This is a genomic window from Flavobacterium frigoris PS1 (genome assembly GCF_000252125.1).
Classification (GTDB): Bacteria; Bacteroidota; Bacteroidia; order Flavobacteriales; family Flavobacteriaceae; genus Flavobacterium; species Flavobacterium frigoris_A.
Genome location: NZ_AHKF01000018.1, coordinates 1 through 18,251, shown reverse-complemented (window position 1 = coordinate 18,251; position 18,251 = coordinate 1). Strand labels below are relative to the sequence as shown.

Sequence of the window (18,251 nt, the reverse complement as noted above, 5' to 3'; positions counted from 1 at the left end):
ACTTTGTCCCTTAATACAAATGAATTTCGAAGTAGTTTCAGATTACCTACCCAAAGGCGACCAGCCACAAGCAATTGAAAAATTAACTCAAGGAATAATTGATGGTGATAAATTCCAAACATTATTAGGAGTTACCGGTTCTGGTAAAACATTTACAGTGGCCAATGTTATTCAAGAAGTACAAAGACCAACATTAGTTTTAGCACATAATAAAACCTTAGCGGCTCAGTTGTATTCAGAATTTAAACAATTCTTCCCGAATAATGCGGTAGAATATTTCGTTTCTTATTACGATTATTACCAACCAGAAGCATTTATGCCCGTTACTGGTGTCTTTATTGAAAAAGATTTGTCTATCAATGAAGAACTAGAAAAAATGCGAATGTCAACAACCGCTTCACTTCTTTCTGGACGAAGAGATATTTTAGTAGTCGCATCCGTATCCTGTTTATACGGTATTGGAAACCCAGTCGAATTTCAGAAAAACCTAATTCCAATTGAAACAGGACAGAACATATCCCGCACTAAATTATTGCATCAGTTGGTCCAAAGTTTATACTCTAGAACTGAAGCCGACTTTAATCCTGGAAGTTTCAGAATAAAGGGCGATACTGTAGATATTTATCCTAGCTATGCGGATGAAGCATTTCGTGTTCATTTCTTTGGCGACGAAATTGAAGAAATAGAATCTTTTGACGTAAAAACCGCTGCCGTCATTGAGAAATTTGAAAAACTAACCATCTATCCCGCAAATATGTTTGTGACTTCTCCAGATGTATTGCAGGGTGCAATCTGGCAAATCCAACAAGATTTAGTAAAACAAGTTGATTATTTTAAAGAGATTGGAAAGCATCTTGAAGCAAAAAGACTGGAAGAACGAACTAATTTCGATTTAGAGATGATTCGCGAATTAGGATATTGCTCTGGAATTGAAAACTATTCTCGCTATCTCGATGGAAGATTAGCAGGAACAAGACCATTTTGCCTGTTAGATTATTTTCCGAAAGATTATTTGATGGTAGTTGATGAAAGTCATGTTACGCTATCTCAAGTACATGCTATGTATGGTGGTGACCGTAGCAGAAAAGAAAACCTTGTGGAATATGGTTTCCGCCTTCCTGCCGCCATGGATAATCGTCCTTTAAAATTTGACGAATTCGAAGCGATGCAAAATCAAGTAATTTATGTATCGGCAACTCCTGCAGATTATGAATTGCAAAAAACAGAAGGAGTGGTGGTAGAACAAGTGATTCGCCCGACAGGATTATTGGATCCAGTAATCGAAATTCGCCCAAGTTTAAACCAAATTGACGATCTAATCGAAGAAATTCAAGTCCGTTGTGAGTTGGATGAACGAGTCTTGATTACGACCTTAACTAAAAGAATGGCCGAAGAATTAACTAAATACCTCACAAAAGTTAACATTCGTTGTCGATATATACATTCTGATGTAGACACATTAGAACGTATTGAAATCATGCAGGATTTACGAAAAGGCTTATTTGATGCTTTAATTGGGGTCAACTTACTTCGTGAAGGACTTGATTTACCAGAGGTATCCCTTGTTGCTATATTGGACGCAGATAAGGAAGGCTTCTTACGTAGCCATCGTTCCCTGACACAAACCATTGGTCGCGCCGCTAGGAATCTAAATGGGAAAGCCATTATGTATGCAGACAAAATTACTGCCAGTATGCAAAAGACCATTGACGAAACCAATTATCGCAGAACTAAGCAAATTAATTTTAATGTCGCAAACAATCAGGTACCGCAAGCACTGAACAAAAAAATTGAAAGTGCATTCACAAAAAATCCTTTGGTGGATTACGAACTTGGATTAACATTAGATGCTGCTGCAGAATCAGGAACTGAATATCTCTCAAAAGTCGAAATTGAGAAACGAATCAGAGAAAAACGAAAATCAATGGAAAAAGCGGCAAAAGACTTAGATTTTATGCAGGCTGCAAAACTGCGTGACGACATAAAAAAATTACAAACCCAGTTAAATTAAAGCTGCTCTTCTTTAAAAATTTTCATTAGAACAGCAGACGAAATAATCGTTTTTGGAGATTTTTCAACCTTTTTTAAAATTCGTTTGCTAGCTTCGGAATTCAAACCCATCCTCATGGCAATTTCTTTAATGGCAACTGATTCTTTTACATGTAGAACACCGTCATTATACAGCAATAGTGCCAATCTATAAAATTGCTGGATACGCTGAAACCCTGTCTTTAATGGTAACTTGGGTAATTCCTGATGAAATAAATCATTGAAACCTCCTTTTTCGATATTCAGTTCATTCGCAATCAGAAACAAAAATTCATATTCTCTTTTATTCAAATGACCGTCAACAGTAGAAAACGCAATCATTTCTAAAAGTAAGCTCTTTTTTTCTTCGTATGTATTCATCAAATTATTAATTTTAGCTAAAATATCATTTTTATAATGAAAACCCTAAATCTTAATAATGATTAAACAATTTATTCTGGTTCTGCTATTTTTTTTCATCGTTGGAAAAAACATAGCGCAACAAAGCACCGCTTCAAAACAAGTTTCCACTTTCACAATTGAAGCACCACAATTAGAGACCTCAAAAAAAATATGGGTTTACCTACCACAGAATTATTCGTCCTCCAATAAAAAGTATTCCGTTATATACATGCATGATGCGCAAAATCTATTTGATACAAAAACATCCTATGCAGGAGAATGGAATGTTGATGAAAAACTGGACAGTATCAACGCACAAGTAATAGTTATAGGAATAGAACATGGAAATGAAAAACGAATGGACGAACTTACTCCTTATAAAAACGAAAAATACGGCGGCGGTAATGCCGATGCTTATCTTGAATTTATCGTCAAAAAGTTAAAACCACAAATTGATAGAACATACAGAGCAAAAACTAAAGCAAGAAACACAATAATCATGGGAAGTTCGCTCGGCGGATTAGTTTCCTATTATGCTGTCCTTAAATATCCCAAAATATTCGGCAAGGCCGCTATCTTTTCACCATCTTTTTGGTTTTCTAATAAAATCTTTGATTTGGCTAATGATAGCAAAAAAATGAAGACCAAAATCTATTTCATGTGCGGTGATAAAGAAAGCGATGACATGGTATCTGATCTAAACAAAATGGAAACAATTGTCAACCAAAAAAGATGTAGCTGCCTTCATTTAACAAAAAAAGTAATAGTCAAGAATGGCGAACACAATGAAAAATTATGGCGTGATGGTTTTTCAAATGCTATACAGTGGCTAAGCTACTAACCTAATCATTAAAATCATACAAACACATTAATTATAAATCGAACTTTATACATACGACCTATTATGGAGCTAATATTAAGAGCATACGACCTAAAATTAAAACATACATTTACCATTTCAAGAGAGTCGATAGACATGCAACCTTCTTTGATTGTTGAGTTAAAAAGCGACGGTTTTTCAGGTTATGGAGAAGCAACTTCAAATCCTTATTACAAAACAACCGTTCCGGTGATGATGGCTGATTTGAATAAAATTAGATCCATTATTGAATCTACCACTGAGGAAACTCCAGAAGTATTCTGGGCTAAAATACATCCTTATTTAAAAGAGGATATGTTTGCATTATGTGCATTGGACATGGCGTATACCGATTTGTACGCACGCAAAAAAGGAAAAAAATTATATCAGTTATGGGATTATACGATTACTAAAAACCCACTAACGGATTACACTATCGGAATCGCTTCTATAGAGAAAATGGTAGCTAAAATGAAGGAATTACCGTGGCCAATCTACAAAATCAAATTGGGAACCAAAGAAGATATTGCGATTGTAACCGAACTTCGAAAACATACTGATGCTATTTTTAGAATTGATGCGAACTGTGGCTGGGGAGTGGAAGAAACCATTAATAATGCTATTGCATTAAAAAAATTAGGAGTCGAATTCCTAGAGCAACCCATGAAAGCTGATAATTGGGACGGACACAAAGAAGTATTCAAACATTCAGTTTTACCAGTTATAGCTGATGAAAGTTGTATTATAGAAGAAGACGTAGCCAAATGCCATAATCATTTTCATGGTGTCAATGTAAAATTGGTCAAATGTGGCGGATTAACACCAGGAAGAAGAATGATCCAGCAAGCAAAAGCCCTTGGTCTGAAAACAATGGTTGGCTGTATGACTGAATCCTCTGTAGGAATCTCCGCTATTGCACATTTACTTCCTCAATTAGATTATGTAGATATGGATGGTGCTTTATTGCTGGCAGAAGACATTGCTACTGGTGTAACAATTAAAGATGGAGTTATATCCTATTCTAAATTAAACGGTACCGGAGTTACTTTAAACAAGCTATAAATGAAGGTCAATAAGTTTCCTGATCGAATAATTGAAATAGACAACGAGGATTATTTATACTTTGGTGGGACTGCCTATTTAGGCTTACCCACGAATACTGATTTTCAAAATATTCTTATAAAGAATATTTTACAATGGGGAAGCTCTTATGGTAGTTCAAGAAGCGCTAACATTAAGTTGACCGCCTACGAACACGGGGAACATTTTTTAGCTAAATTCATAAAAGCAGCTGCCGCACTCACTACTTCATCTGGTATGTTAGCGGGAAAATTAGTAATAGATACTTTAAATCCTCAAACTGACTGCTTTTTTAATTTTCCCGACACCCATACCGCGATTAAAACGCCGAATAGCATTCCCTTTTTTATTGGAACAGAACTAAACCCTCGCCTTTTAGATGATGTACAGGAAAAAATCACAATTCTAACAGACTCCTTCCCTTCATTTCAAATAAAAGAAATTGATCTTTCAGCTCTAAATTTGATTCCAATGAATAAAGAAATCACATTAGTTGTTGACGAATCTCATTCACTTGGAATATTAGGAGAAAAAGGTTGTGGTATCTATTCGTCTATTAATTACCCAAACATTACAAGAAAGATCATGGTCTCCTCTCTCGGCAAAGCTTTTGGATTAACTGGAGGCGTAATAGCCAGCGATTCAGAATTCATCAAACAAATAACTAACAATGCTATTTTTGTCTCAAGCGCTGGAATGAATCCGGCTTTTGCCCAAACAATAGCCGATGCCGAAGAATTATATATTCAACAAAATCGAAAACTAAAAGATAATTTGGATTACCTCAAAGAACATTTATTGCAAAGAAACGCATTTAGTTTTAATCCTGAATACCCTATTATTTACCCTGAAGATGAAAATAGCGCTGAAATTTTTGCTTGCCACAAAATAATAATTACAAATTTTAAATACCCAACAGCTGCTAAAGATTTAAACCGAATTGTAATTACCGCCAATCACAATAAAGACGATTTGGATAAAATAATTCGCGTTCTAAACCACAGCTAATTCCAAATTCAAAATTGATGCACAAATACTTTAAAAACGTACCTTTGTAAAAAATTAAGAACATGATGACAAATAACGATATCTTCAAAAAACTGCGCGTTGCTTTAATGTTACGTGATGACCAAATAGTTGAAATTTTAGAATTGGTAGACTTTAGAATTACTAAATCTGAATTAGGCGCTTTTTTCCGTGACGAAAAACATGAAAACTATATGGAATGTGGTGATCAGGTTTTACGTAACTTTTTGAACGCATTAGTTATCCATTTACGTGGAACAAAAGAAAATCCAAAAAACCCAAATGACGTTTTAGCAAAACACAAAGCGCAAATTCCAGCAAAAGAAGGAGCAAAAGAAAGACCTGAATTTAAAGCAAAACCAAGAGACGAAGAAAAGTCTAGAGGGGACCAAAGTCCTTCAAAGTCAAAATCGGCTACTAAAAAACCTTCTAAAAAGCAATATCCAAAAGGAAATGCCAAAGTGCAGGTAGTAGAAAAGGTAAAATACAATTTCGGTAAGGATAAAAAATAATACTTGCATGAAAACAGCTTTAATAATAGGAAGTACAGGTTTAATTGGTTCCCATTTACTGGAGCTCTTATTAGACAGCGCCCAATATGAAAAAGTAATCACTTTCGTAAAAAGGGATAGCGGAATATCACACCCTAAATTAACACAACATATTATAGATTTCGACAAACCGGAAACTTATAAAGACTTAGTTATCGGAGATGATTTCTTTTGCACCATTGGTACAACAATCAAAAAAGCAGGAAGCAAAGAAGCATTTAGAAAAGTAGATTTTGAATACCCAAGCCAGTTTGCCACTTTAGCTTCACAAAACAAAGTTAAGAAATACCTTATTATTTCATCCTTAGGTGCAGATGGAAGTTCTGGAAATTTCTATTTGAAAACAAAAGGCGAAATCCAAGATTTTCTAAAGAAATGTAATTTCGAAAGCATTTCTATATTACAACCTTCGCTCCTTCTAGGCAACCGAACTGAATTCAGATTAGGCGAAAAAGTTGGTGCTTTTTTTATGAAAGCCTTCGCTTTTTTATTAGTTGGAAAGTTAAAAAAATACAAACCCATTGAAAGTACTGTTGTTGCAAAAGCTCTTTTTAAAATTGCACAAAAGAACACTCCAGGATTTGAAATATACGAATCTGACATTATTGAAAAAATAGGCGGTCGTTAAAAAACAATAGCTCAGAAAAATTTCATTTTATTATTTTTAGATTTCACTATAATTCATAAAAAAATCCTGTTCGCCACGGCGAACAGGATTTTTTAATATATAACTATTTTGTAATTAAGAAAGTGCTGCAGTTACTTGATCAGCTGCTTCTTGAAATTCAACAGCAGATAAAATTGGCATTCCTGAATTATCAATTAATTCTTTTGCAATAGCTGCATTTGTACCTTGTAAACGAACAATAATTGGCACATTTATAGCATCACCCATGTTTTTGTAAGCATCTACAACTCCTTGTGCCACACGGTCACAACGAACAATACCTCCAAAAATATTAATTAAAATTGCTTTAACGTTTGGATCTTTTAAGATAATACGGAAAGCAGTTTCAACACGTTTTGCATCAGCAGTTCCACCTACGTCAAGGAAGTTAGCAGGCTCAAAACCAGCATACTTAATTAAATCCATAGTCGCCATTGCTAATCCAGCTCCGTTAACCATACATCCTACAGTACCATCAAGGTCAACGTAGTTTAACCCTACTTCTTTCGCTTCTACTTCAATTGGATTCTCCTCACGGATATCACGCATATCAGCATACGCTTTTTGTCTGTACAAAGCATTATCATCGATATTTACTTTAGCATCTACAGCCATGATTTTATTATCAGATGTTTTTAAAACCGGGTTGATTTCAAACATTGATGCATCAGATCCTATATATGCATTATATAGAGAATCGATAAATTTTACCATTTCTTTAAAAGCGTTTCCAGAAAGACCTAAGTTGAAGGCAATTCTTCTTGCTTGAAAACCTTGTAATCCTACAGAAGGATCGATTTCCTCTGTAAAGATTAAATGTGGTGTGTGTTCAGCCACTTCTTCAATATCCATTCCACCTTCAGTAGAATACATAATCATATTACGTCCTGTAGCTCTATTTAACAATACAGATACATAAAACTCAGAAGTTTCAGTTTCTCCAGGATAATAAACGTCTTCAGCAACTAATACCTTGTGTACTTTTTTACCTTCAGCAGAAGTTTGAGGAGTAACTAACTGCATTCCAATAATTTGTTCTGCAATTTCTTCAACTTGCTGTAGGTTTTTAGCTAATTTAACTCCACCACCTTTTCCACGTCCACCTGCATGAACTTGCGCTTTAATTACATACCAACTCGTTCCCGTTTCAGTAGTTAATTGTTTTGCAGCAGCAACTGCTTCAACTGCATTATTAGCAACGATTCCACGTTGAATGCGAACTCCGTAGCTAGCTAAAATCTCTTTTCCTTGATATTCGTGTATGTTCATAATATAGAATTTGTCTGGATCCTGAATTTATTTCAGAATATAAGTGGTACAAAAATAGCAAAATTCATCTAAAAAGAGAAATCTTTTTCCTATTTAAAAAAGGAAACCTTATTTACATCAGAATTCTGACAATCTAAAGCACATTTTTGCTTTAAAAAAGATGTTTAAGATTATGAATCTGTGAACACTATATCGTTTGAAATATTCGACACTGAAGCGGCATTTCCCCCCTAATTATTGTTGATTTTTACATTTTTAACCATAAGTGATTATTAATTTGACAATTCAACTATGGTTAAAATTTATTATTGTTATTTATTCAATGTTTTTATACTATTACTGCAAAAATATGTTATAATTGCTGTTTTTAATACATTAAACCTACTGAATACTTTATTTTTGTAAAAAACTATTAAGCATGAAAGTTAAAGAACAAGGCCTTTACTTGCCCGAATTTGAACACGATAATTGTGGTGCGGGATTTATTTGTAATTTAAATGGAATTAAGTCTAATGACATTATTCATAAAGCACTCGATATCCTAATTAAGTTAGAGCATCGTGGCGCTGTAAGTGCAGATGGAAGAACTGGAGATGGAGCAGGAATCCTTTTTGATATCCCTCATGATTTCTTCAAAAAAGTCTGTGACTTTGAAATCCCCGAAACAAGAGAATATGCCGTTGGAATGGTTTTTTTACCAAAAAAGCAAAACCAGGTTAAATTTTGTATGGAAACTTTTGAAAGTGCCGTGCGCGACCAAAAATTGAATGTTTTAGGATGGAGAGACGTACCAGTTGACATTGCCTTTCTTGGAAAAATTGCAGCAGAAAAAGAGCCTACAGTAAAACAAATTTTCATTGGTAAAAACGGATTGGATTTGACTGAGCAACAGTTTAACGCCAAACTTTTTGCAGCCAGAAAAATAGCAGAACATACCATACGGAATTCTAAAATTTCGCAAAGTCATATGTTCTATTTTTCAAGTTTGTCAACCACAACTATAATATATAAGGGATTGCTAATGCCGGAAGATATTAGCGGCTATTATACTGACTTAACTGACGATGATTTGGTGACTCGACTTGCTCTAGTGCACCAGCGTTTTTCTACTAACACCTTCCCTTCCTGGGAATTGGCACAACCATTTCGTTACATGTGCCATAATGGAGAGATCAACACGCTTCGAGGAAATATCAGCAGAATGCGTGCCCGTGAAGAATTGATGCAAAGTGACGTTTTTGGGGATGACATCAAAAAAATGTTTCCTATAATATTAGAAGGAAAATCTGATTCTGCTTCTATGGATATGGTTATTGAATTATTATTGATGACAGGTCGTTCGTTACCAGAAGCAATGATGATGGTTGTTCCTGAAGCCTGGGAAAAACACCAAACCATGTCTGATGACAAAAAAGCATTTTACGAATACAACGCTTGTATCATGGAACCATGGGATGGACCAGCTTCTATTCCGTTTACAGATGGTAATGTTATTGGTGCTTTATTGGATAGAAATGGATTACGTCCTTCTCGATATACACTCACTAAAGGTGGTTTTGTAATTATGGCTTCTGAAATTGGTGTTCTTGACATCAAACCGGAAGATGTAGTACAACACGGTAGATTAGAACCAGGAAAAATGTTCCTTGTAGACATGAACGAAGGTCGTATCATTGAAGATGATGAGATTAAAAATGCCATCGTAACCAAACGTCCTTACAGAAAATGGTTGAACGAGAACCTACTGCAATTAGCAAAGGTACCGTATACGAATAATGACACACCTACAGAAAATATTGATTTCGAAACAAGATTGCGTTTGTTTGGATATACTATTGAAGATTTAAAGACCATCATCAACCCAATGAGTGCTAAAGGAACCGAAGTCATTAGCTCTATGGGTAATGACACTCCACTAGCAGTACTATCGGATCAACCACAGCTTTTATACAACTATTTCAAGCAATTATTTGCTCAGGTTACTAATCCTCCTTTGGATGGTATTCGTGAAGAAATAATTACCGACATTAGTTTAGCAATTGGTGGCGATTACAATATTTTTGATATTGAATCAAAACATTGTAAAAAACTTAAAATTCAAAATCCTGTTATTTCAAAAGAGGATTTAGATAAAATAAAAAACATTGACCATCCTGATTTTAAATCGGCATCGATATCTACTTTATACAAAATAGAGAAGGGAGCCAATGGTTTAGAGCGCGCATTGGAAAAATGTGTTCAGGCTACATACAAAGCCGTTCAGGAAGGGCATAATATTATCATTCTATCTGACAGAGGTGTAAGTGCCGAAATGGCTCCAATACCAATGTTATTGGCGTGTTCATATATTCATCATTCATTGAATATATTGCAGGTTCGTTCAAAATTCGGAATTATTATCGAATCCGCTGAACCACGTGAGCCGCATCATTTTGCATTATTATTTGGATATGGTGCAAGTGCCATCAATCCTTACTTAGTAAATGAAATTATACGCGACCAGGTAGCTCAAGGTTTTATTACTGATATAAAAGCAGATTACGCAATTGCAAATTATAATAAAGCTATTGCAAAAGGGATTTTGAAAATCATGAACAAAATTGGAATCTCTACGTTACATTCTTATAGAGCTGCCCAAATTTTTGAAATATTAGGTCTAAACAAAACTTTCAGCACAAAATATTTCCCGTATACTCCTTCAAGAATTGAAGGTATTGGAATAATTGAAGTGGAAAAAGAAATTAAGAAAAGATACCAAAAAGCTTTTCCAAATTCTAAAATCGCAAGCCTTTTACCTTTAGAAATTGGAGGTATATACAGATGGAGAAGAACGGGTGAAAAACATATGTTTAATCCAACTACAATTTCAAAATTGCAACAAGCAGTAAGATTAAACAGCCCTGAGAGTTATAAGGAATATGCTACGATGGTCAATGACCAAAGTAAAAACCTAATGACAATTAGAGGTTTATTCGAATTCAACAACCTAGATCCTATCTCTATCGATGAAGTAGAATCTTGGACTGAAATCGTAAAAAAATTCAAAACTGGTGCCATGTCTTATGGGTCAATCAGTCAGGAAGCTCATGAAAACTTGGCTATTGCCATGAATAGAATTGGAGGAAAAAGTAATTCTGGTGAAGGAGGAGAAGATCCTTCACGTTTTATAAAAGACTTAAACGGTGATTCTAAAAATAGTGCCATCAAACAAGTTGCTTCAGGAAGATTTGGAGTATCTATCAATTATTTAACTAGTGCCAAAGAGATTCAAATAAAAATGGCTCAAGGTGCAAAACCTGGAGAAGGCGGGCAGTTACCAGGCGAAAAAGTAGTTCCTTGGATTGCAAAAGTGAGAAACTCTACACCTTATGTAGGTTTGATTTCCCCTCCACCACATCATGATATTTATTCTATTGAGGATTTATCTCAATTGATTTTTGATTTAAAAAATGCCAACCGTGAAGCTCGTGTGAACGTAAAATTAGTTTCTGAAGTAGGTGTAGGAACAATTGCTGCAGGAGTTGCTAAAGCAAAAGCAGATGTAATTTTGATTTCAGGATATGACGGAGGAACTGGAGCTGCTCCATTAACTTCTCTTCAGCATACTGGTATTCCATGGGAATTAGGACTTGCAGAAGCACAACAAACCTTAATCTTAAATGATTTGAGAAGTCGTGTAGTATTAGAGTGTGACGGACAGTTAAAAACAGGTCGTGATGTGGCTATTGCTGCCTTACTTGGAGCGGAAGAATTTGGTTTTGCAACAGCACCTTTAGTAGCATCGGGTTGTATCATGATGAGAGCTTGTCACCTGAACACTTGTCCAGTTGGAATTGCAACTCAAGATCCTGAACTAAGAAAAAACTTCAAAGGAACACCAGAGCACGTTATTAACTTCATGTATTTTATTGCAGAAGAGTTAAGAGAAATCATGGCGCAATTAGGATTTAGAACCTTAAAAGAAATGGTGGGACAATCACAAAAATTGAATGTCAACAAAGCCATCAAGCACTATAAAACAAGTGGATTAGATTTATCTAACATCCTTTACAAACCAGAGGAAGCTAAAACAGTACCGAATCATAATACAACAACTCAAGATCACGCATTAGAAAATGTACTTGATTTTCAGATTATAAAAGCAGCGATTCCTTCTATCTATAGAAAAGAAAAAACAAGAGTTACATTTGATATTAAAAATACAGACCGTTCTGTAGGTGCTATCTTAAGTAATGAAATTTCAAAAATATACGGTGCACAAGGATTACCTGAAGACACCATCTTAGTAGATTTCACAGGGTCAGCCGGACAAAGTTTTGGTGCATTTGCAACAAACGGATTATCCTTTAAAATTCATGGAAACTGTAATGACTATTTAGGAAAAGGGCTTTCAGGAGGAAAATTAATTATTAAAGTCCCACCTACTGCTACTTTCAAACCAGAAGAAAACATCATAATAGGAAATGTGGCACTTTATGGAGCCATAACAGGTGAAGCATACATAAATGGAATGGCAGGCGAACGTTTTGCAGTGAGAAACTCAGGAGCTGTGGCAGTCGTTGAAGGAATTGGAGATCACGGATGTGAGTACATGACCGGAGGAACAGTCGTAGTACTTGGAAAAACAGGTAGAAATTTTGCCGCTGGAATGAGTGGTGGTGTTGCCTACGTTTTCGATGAGAAAAAACAATTCGAGAATGGTTTATGCAACATGGAAATGGTAGCATTGGAAACACTGGAAGACGAAGATTTAGTAAAACTGAAACGTTTAATTAAAAATCACTCTATGTATACTAATAGCCCATTAGCCAAAAGAATTTTGGAAGACTGGGAAAACCAAAGTAACCATTTTGTCAAAGTAATGCCTACTGATTACAAAATAGCATTACAAAGAATGGCAGACGAACAGAAAATTGAAGAATTAATAGCATAGTCATGGGAAAAATAGGTGGATTTAAAGAATACAATAGAACGGACGAAAGCAACACAATAGTTAAGGAACGTGTATCAAACTATAATGAGTTTACGATTCCTTTGTCAAAAGAAAAAATAAAAGAGCAAGGTTCAAGATGTATGGATTGCGGAATCCCATTTTGTCACAGTGCCTGTCCATTAGGAAATTTAATTCCTGATTTTAACGACATGGTCCATCAGGAAGAATGGCAAAGTGCATTGGAGATATTGCAGTCAACAAATAACTTTCCAGAATTTACAGGTCGCTTATGCCCTGCTCCGTGCGAGAAATCATGTGTGCTGGGAATTATAGAAGAGCCAGTTGCTATTGAAAATATTGAAAAAAATATTATCGAAAGAGGTTTTGCAGAAGGATGGATAAAACCACAGGCTCCTGCAACAAGAACGGGAAAAACAGTAGCCGTGATTGGTTCTGGACCTGCTGGACTTGCTGCTGCACAACAATTAAACAGAGCAGGACACACCGTTACTGTTTTTGAAAGAGACAATGCCATTGGAGGCTTACTACGCTACGGAATTCCAAATTTCAAATTAGAAAAAGGAATTATCGATAGACGTGTTAAAGTCCTAGAAGCAGAGGGAATCACTTTTAAAACCAATGTAAATGTTGGTGTTAATTATAGTGTGGATCAATTAAATGAATTCGACTCTATCGTTTTGTGTGGTGGTGCTACTGAAAGAAGAAGCTTACCTACAAAAGGGATTGAGATAAAAGGAGTTGTTCAAGCAATGGACTTCTTGACACAGCAAACTAAAGTGATTTACGGAGAAGAAATTCAAGGCCAAATCAAAGCTACCGGTAAAGATGTTATCGTTATAGGTGGTGGAGATACAGGCTCTGACTGTGTGGGAACTTCAAACAGACATGGTGCAAAATCGGTAACGAATTTTGAAATCATGCCAAAACCACCAGTAGGAAGAAGCGAAACTACACCTTGGCCATTTTGGCCTTTGCAATTGAAGACATCTTCTTCACACGAAGAAGGTTGCGACAGAAACTGGTTGATCAACACTAAAGAATTTATCGCTAATGATAAAGGAGAATTAGTAGGACTTAAAACAGTTGAAGTAGCTTGGAAAATAACTCCGGGACAAAGACCGGAATTAATAGAAAAAGAAGGTTCAGAGAAAACTTGGCCATGTGATTTAGCATTACTAGCTTTAGGCTTTACAGGTCCAGAAAAAACTTTAAGTAGTCAACTGGGATTAGACCTAGATATGAGAAGCAACTACAAAGCAACGAATTATAAAACGAATGTACCCAACATATTTACAGCTGGAGATATGCGCAGAGGGCAGTCTCTAATTGTTTGGGCGATCTCTGAAGGTCGTGAAGCCGCAAGAGAAGTTGATTTATATTTAATGGGATCCACGAACTTACCTACAAAAGGAAACGGGGATTTACCAAGCTTATAAAAAAAATAAAAAATGATCAATAAAGCTGTCAAAAAGTAATTTCTGACAGCTTTATTATTTATGGGGGTGCCCCAGCATCCACTATCGTTACTACTGGGTCGGGCTATCCGTTTCAAGTCCTCGTCACTTCCGCTAGCGCTCTAGTACCTGCGGGCTTTTCACTACTATCTCTCACCCATTTTTATGGTAAATAGCTATTTTTTGTTCAATTTAAAACATTTTGTTATAAATTGTTACAATTTCACTATTCGCTTGCCGTATTCATAAAAGAATAATAAATTTGCTAAAAATACATAACAATGCAACCAAAAGACTTACTTCAGTTAACAGAACAATTTGGCAGTCCAATATATGTTTATGATGCCGAAAAAATAAAATCGCAATACAATAGATTAACAAAAGCTTTTTCTAAGGTAGACAACTTGCGTATTAATTACGCAATGAAAGCATTGTCTAATGTGGCCATCCTTCAATTACTAAGAGAAATGGGATCTGGTTTAGATACCGTTTCTATTCAAGAAGTACTTTTAGGGCTTCATGCAGGATACGCACCAGAAAAAATATTCTATACCCCTAACGGAGTATCTCTTGAAGAAATCGAAGAGGTAAACGCAATGGGAGTTCAAATAAACATTGATAATCTTTCTATATTAGAGCAATTTGGAGCAAAACATCCCAATGTTCCTGTATGTATCCGTATCAACCCACACGTGATGGCAGGTGGAAACACAAATATATCAGTAGGCCATATAGACAGTAAATTTGGTATATCAATCCACCAGCTACCTCATTTAGTACGTATTGTTGAAAACACAAAAATGAACATCGTAGGTATACACATGCACACTGGTTCTGACATACTTGATATAGAAGTGTTTTTATATGCTGCTGAAATATTATTTGATGCTGCAAAGAATTTTAAAAACCTAGAATTCTTAGATTTTGGAAGTGGATTTAAAGTGCCTTACAAAAAAGATGACATCGAAACAGATATTGAAGAACTAGGTAAAAAACTATCTAAAAGATTCAATGCATTTTGTAAAGAATACGGCAAAGAATTGACCTTAATCTTCGAACCAGGCAAATTCCTAGTAAGTGAAGCAGGTTCTTTTTTAGTAAAAGTTAATGTAATCAAACAAACAACATCAACCGTTTTTGCAGGTGTAGACAGTGGATTTAACCACTTAATTCGCCCAATGCTGTACGGTTCACAACACCAAATTGATAATATATCTAATCCAAAAGGAAAAGAGCGATTCTATTCAGTGGTAGGGTATATTTGTGAAACAGATACTTTTGCTAATAACAGAAGAATTCCTGAAATCAAAGAAGGTGATATTTTAAGCTTTAGAAACGCTGGTGCTTATTGTTACTCTATGGCTTCTAACTACAACTCGAGATACAGACCTGCCGAAGTTTTATGGATGAATGGACAAGGATATTTAATCAGAGCTCATGAAACATTTGAAGATTTACTTACAAATCAAATTCCATTACCAATAGAAGCTACTGTTTAGAAAAAAAATAGTCATAAAAAAAAGCTGTGTTTTATAAAACACAGCTTTTTTTATACCTCTAAACTACTAAATTATTGATTCAAAACTTCTTCTAGAACATTAGCTTCTGTTCCATTAGGAAACGAAATCTTTATCTTCTGAGCAATTGTTGGCGCTATTTGAGTAATTTCTTTTTTATTATACGATTCTCCTTTTTTAATATGCCATCCGTAAAAAATAGCAGGAACATGAGTGTCATATGAATAGATCGTCCCGTGTGAAGTACCCGTCCCTTGATATTCAATATAACCTGGTTTGTCTAAAATAACCATGTCTCCATTTTGCGTGACATCATAACCTTTAGCAATAAAATTTAAAAAATAATCGCTGCCCGTTGAATTCAAGATTTCCTCTTCAGTATAAACTCTTTTAACATAATCTTGAGTCATTAAATACCCTTTAAAGGCCTCTTTGACCACATTCAAATCAAGGTTTTGCGCTTTTATAGTTACTTTGTTAAAAAACAAATTGAAATTTGAGTAATTCAACACTAAATCAGCTCCGAAAGTTTTAATAGAGAAATCCTTTAAATTATTTCTAATGTCTTTAGGGCTTATACTGTTGACATTATATTTATGATCTTTTAAATAATTTACATTTTCAGCACCGGCATGATCTGCAGTCAAAAACAATAAGTAATTATCCTTTCCAACTGTTTTGTCCAAATAGTTCAAAAATTCAGCTATAGTTTGATCTAATCGCAAGTAGGTATCTTGTAACTCCATCGATCTCGGCCCTAATAAATGACCTACATAATCTGTAGAAGAAAAACTAACCGTCAAGAAATCTGTAATATTATCTTTTCCTAATTCCTCCTTTTCAATTGCTTTCATCGCAAATTCTGCCAATAAATTATTTCCAAATGGTGTTGAACGAATCACGCCCGCATCATTTTTAGCATACATGTCCTTTAAATCATAAGGAAAAACTGGAGCAGAACTATTATACAGTTTACCTTCATATGGATTATTGTCCTCTAAACTTTCATCATATGTGCTCTTAGGGTTCAATAAATCCCATCCTTTATTGATATAGGGCATATAATGTTTTTCGTCATTGAATTTTTGAACCCAACTTGGAAGTTTTTCACCGTAAAAAGTACTAGAAATAAAAGAACCCGTTTTGCTGTACCAAAATGCCCAATTTGCAAAATGACCTGCAGGTAGTATAGATCCCCGATCTTTAAGACTCACACCAATGACCTTCCCCCTGAAATTAGTTCCCATTCTCAATTCATCAGTAATCGTAGTAGCTAATAGATTTTTAGGAGACATTTCCCCCTCTTCTTTTGTACCATCTCCTACAGTACTTACACTCGCATCATCGGTACAATACATCTCTGTACCTAACTTTCTACTAAACCACTCATTACTTACAATTCCGTGGGTTGCTGGAGTGGTCCCCGTATAGATCGAAGCATGTCCAGGAGCAGTATACGTTGGCATATAATTAAAATGCATGTTTTGAAAAGTGTACCCATTACCCATTAATCTCTTGAAACCATCATTAGAAAAATCATTGGAGAAACGATATAAATATTCCATTTTCATTTGATCAACAACAATACCTACAACCAATTTAGGTCGTTCTTGCGCTTGTAAATTTGACATGCTAATAAATGCCAAAAACAAAATCAGTTTTTTCATCTTAAAATATATTTTTTATCACAAAAATACACATTAAACAACTAACTCATTTAAATCATACCTACGAATGACTAACAACTAATTTGATTTAACATTAAATTAAACATTTCTTGCAGCAAACAATAAGTTCTCAATACAAACAATAATAAAGCTAAGGTAAGAAAGACTACATACTACAACTAATCTACAAACCATCCCCAACTACGAGCTCGAACAAACATCATATTTTTTGGGCACAAAAAAACCCCATCTAAATTAGACAGGGTTTTAGAATCTGAAACAAGTTCAAATTAAAGAAAGGCGACGACATACTCTCCCACATAACTGCAGTACCATCTGCGCAGGCGGGCTTAACTACTCTGTTCGGGATGGGAAGAGGTGAGCCCCGCCGCAATAACCACCTTAAGCATTTTAGTCAAGAAATAAACTCCTTATTCCTTGACTGTCCAATACTAGACAATTACTTTATACATAAAAATGTTTATTCTTAAAAAAACTTCAGCCAGCGTTAGCCAACTGAAGTTTCTAGTACTCAGAGCGGGACTTGAACCCGCACGAACATTGCTGTTCACTGGATTTTAAGTCCAGCGTGTCTACCAATTTCACCATCCGAGCATTTTGTGGTACCTCCAGGGATCGAACCAGGGACACATGGATTTTCAGTCCATTGCTCTACCATCTGAGCTAAGGTACCATTATACTTTATACTTATAAAGTAATTTTTGAAAAAAAATCCCGTTTCATAAGAAACGGGACTTTCAAAAGAAAGGCGACGAC

12 protein-coding genes, 2 tRNA genes and 1 rRNA gene are annotated in these 18,251 nt (G+C 35.2%); 9 read left to right on the top strand and 6 right to left on the bottom strand.

What is annotated here, in order from left to right; translation table 11 throughout:
• Positions 1 to 19 precede the first annotated feature (19 nt).
• Complete coding sequence (gene uvrB / locus HJ01_RS08815; RefSeq protein WP_007138024.1) at positions 20 to 2,011, top strand: excinuclease ABC subunit UvrB; 1,992 nt, start codon at positions 20 to 22, stop codon at positions 2,009 to 2,011.
• On the opposite strand, the gene HJ01_RS08810 is transcribed toward uvrB, so the two are convergent.
• The gene (locus HJ01_RS08810) at positions 2,008 to 2,409 is read right to left on the bottom strand and encodes a hypothetical protein (RefSeq protein WP_007138023.1); all 402 of its coding nucleotides are present in this window, start codon (positions 2,407 to 2,409) and stop codon (positions 2,008 to 2,010) included. The genes uvrB and HJ01_RS08810 overlap by 4 nt on opposite strands.
• A gap of 58 nt (positions 2,410 to 2,467) precedes the next feature.
• Between HJ01_RS08810 and HJ01_RS08805 the strand changes: the two genes are divergently transcribed.
• The 5 genes from HJ01_RS08805 (at position 2,468) to HJ01_RS08785 (ending at position 6,574) form a co-directional block, all read left to right on the top strand.
• Complete coding sequence (locus HJ01_RS08805; RefSeq protein ID WP_007138022.1) at positions 2,468 to 3,271, top strand: alpha/beta hydrolase; 804 nt, start codon at positions 2,468 to 2,470, stop codon at positions 3,269 to 3,271.
• 63 nt (positions 3,272 to 3,334) lie between these two features.
• The gene (locus HJ01_RS08800) at positions 3,335 to 4,351 is read left to right on the top strand and encodes a dipeptide epimerase (RefSeq protein ID WP_007138021.1); all 1,017 of its coding nucleotides are present in this window, start codon (positions 3,335 to 3,337) and stop codon (positions 4,349 to 4,351) included.
• Positions 4,352 to 5,377 (top strand): aminotransferase class I/II-fold pyridoxal phosphate-dependent enzyme, encoded by a 1,026-nt coding sequence (locus HJ01_RS08795; protein ID WP_007138020.1) that lies wholly within the window; start codon positions 4,352 to 4,354, stop codon positions 5,375 to 5,377.
• Between the two features lie 65 nt (positions 5,378 to 5,442).
• On the top strand, positions 5,443 to 5,907 hold the full coding sequence (locus HJ01_RS08790) for a DUF1456 family protein (RefSeq protein ID WP_040473818.1): 465 nt from the start codon (positions 5,443 to 5,445) through the stop codon (positions 5,905 to 5,907).
• A 7-nt stretch (positions 5,908 to 5,914) separates the two neighbouring features.
• Positions 5,915 to 6,574, top strand: a complete 660-nt coding sequence (locus HJ01_RS08785) for an oxidoreductase (RefSeq protein ID WP_007138018.1) — start codon at positions 5,915 to 5,917, stop codon at positions 6,572 to 6,574.
• A 114-nt stretch (positions 6,575 to 6,688) separates the two neighbouring features.
• Here HJ01_RS08785 and sucC read toward each other — a convergent pair whose 3' ends face one another.
• Positions 6,689 to 7,882 (bottom strand): ADP-forming succinate--CoA ligase subunit beta, encoded by a 1,194-nt coding sequence (gene sucC, locus HJ01_RS08780; RefSeq protein ID WP_007138017.1) that lies wholly within the window; start codon positions 7,880 to 7,882, stop codon positions 6,689 to 6,691.
• Positions 7,883 to 8,300: 418 nt separating this feature from the next.
• On the opposite strand from sucC, the gene gltB reads away from it, so the two are divergent.
• The 3 genes from gltB to lysA all read left to right on the top strand — a co-directional run bounded on the left by gltB (position 8,301) and on the right by lysA (position 15,789).
• Entirely contained in the window at positions 8,301 to 12,815 is a 4,515-nt protein-coding gene (gene gltB / locus HJ01_RS08775) for a glutamate synthase large subunit (protein WP_007138016.1), read from the top strand.
• 2 nt (positions 12,816 to 12,817) lie between these two features.
• Entirely contained in the window at positions 12,818 to 14,272 is a 1,455-nt protein-coding gene (locus HJ01_RS08770) for a glutamate synthase subunit beta (protein WP_007138015.1), read from the top strand.
• Positions 14,273 to 14,571: 299 nt separating this feature from the next.
• On the top strand, positions 14,572 to 15,789 hold the full coding sequence (lysA, locus tag HJ01_RS08765) for a diaminopimelate decarboxylase (protein WP_007138014.1): 1,218 nt from the start codon (positions 14,572 to 14,574) through the stop codon (positions 15,787 to 15,789).
• 71 nt (positions 15,790 to 15,860) lie between these two features.
• On the opposite strand, the gene pafA is transcribed toward lysA, so the two are convergent.
• From pafA to HJ01_RS08745, 4 genes are all read right to left on the bottom strand, one after another.
• Positions 15,861 to 17,474 (bottom strand): alkaline phosphatase PafA, encoded by a 1,614-nt coding sequence (gene pafA, locus HJ01_RS08760; RefSeq protein ID WP_007138013.1) that lies wholly within the window; start codon positions 17,472 to 17,474, stop codon positions 15,861 to 15,863.
• Positions 17,475 to 17,769: 295 nt separating this feature from the next.
• Positions 17,770 to 17,879, bottom strand: a 5S ribosomal RNA gene (gene rrf, locus HJ01_RS08755).
• A gap of 124 nt (positions 17,880 to 18,003) precedes the next feature.
• Positions 18,004 to 18,089: transfer RNA gene (locus tag HJ01_RS08750), tRNA-Leu, on the bottom strand.
• A gap of 6 nt (positions 18,090 to 18,095) precedes the next feature.
• Positions 18,096 to 18,168 (bottom strand) — tRNA-Phe (locus HJ01_RS08745).
• Positions 18,169 to 18,251 lie beyond the last annotated feature (83 nt).

Bases quoted from the DNA above. Each gene is read 5' to 3' on its own strand.
- uvrB (WP_007138024.1), top strand. From the start codon at position 20: ATGAATTTCGAAGTAGTTTCAGATTACCTACCCAAAGGCGACCAGCCA.
- HJ01_RS08810 (WP_007138023.1), bottom strand. From the start codon at position 2,409: ATGAATACATACGAAGAAAAAAAGAGCTTACTTTTAGAAATGATTGCG.
- HJ01_RS08805 (WP_007138022.1), top strand. From the start codon at position 2,468: ATGATTAAACAATTTATTCTGGTTCTGCTATTTTTTTTCATCGTTGGA.
- HJ01_RS08800 (WP_007138021.1), top strand. From the start codon at position 3,335: ATGGAGCTAATATTAAGAGCATACGACCTAAAATTAAAACATACATTT.
- HJ01_RS08795 (WP_007138020.1), top strand. From the start codon at position 4,352: ATGAAGGTCAATAAGTTTCCTGATCGAATAATTGAAATAGACAACGAG.
- HJ01_RS08790 (WP_040473818.1), top strand. From the start codon at position 5,443: ATGACAAATAACGATATCTTCAAAAAACTGCGCGTTGCTTTAATGTTA.
- HJ01_RS08785 (WP_007138018.1), top strand. From the start codon at position 5,915: ATGAAAACAGCTTTAATAATAGGAAGTACAGGTTTAATTGGTTCCCAT.
- sucC (WP_007138017.1), bottom strand. From the start codon at position 7,882: ATGAACATACACGAATATCAAGGAAAAGAGATTTTAGCTAGCTACGGA.
- gltB (WP_007138016.1), top strand. From the start codon at position 8,301: ATGAAAGTTAAAGAACAAGGCCTTTACTTGCCCGAATTTGAACACGAT.
- HJ01_RS08770 (WP_007138015.1), top strand. From the start codon at position 12,818: ATGGGAAAAATAGGTGGATTTAAAGAATACAATAGAACGGACGAAAGC.
- lysA (WP_007138014.1), top strand. From the start codon at position 14,572: ATGCAACCAAAAGACTTACTTCAGTTAACAGAACAATTTGGCAGTCCA.
- pafA (WP_007138013.1), bottom strand. From the start codon at position 17,474: ATGAAAAAACTGATTTTGTTTTTGGCATTTATTAGCATGTCAAATTTA.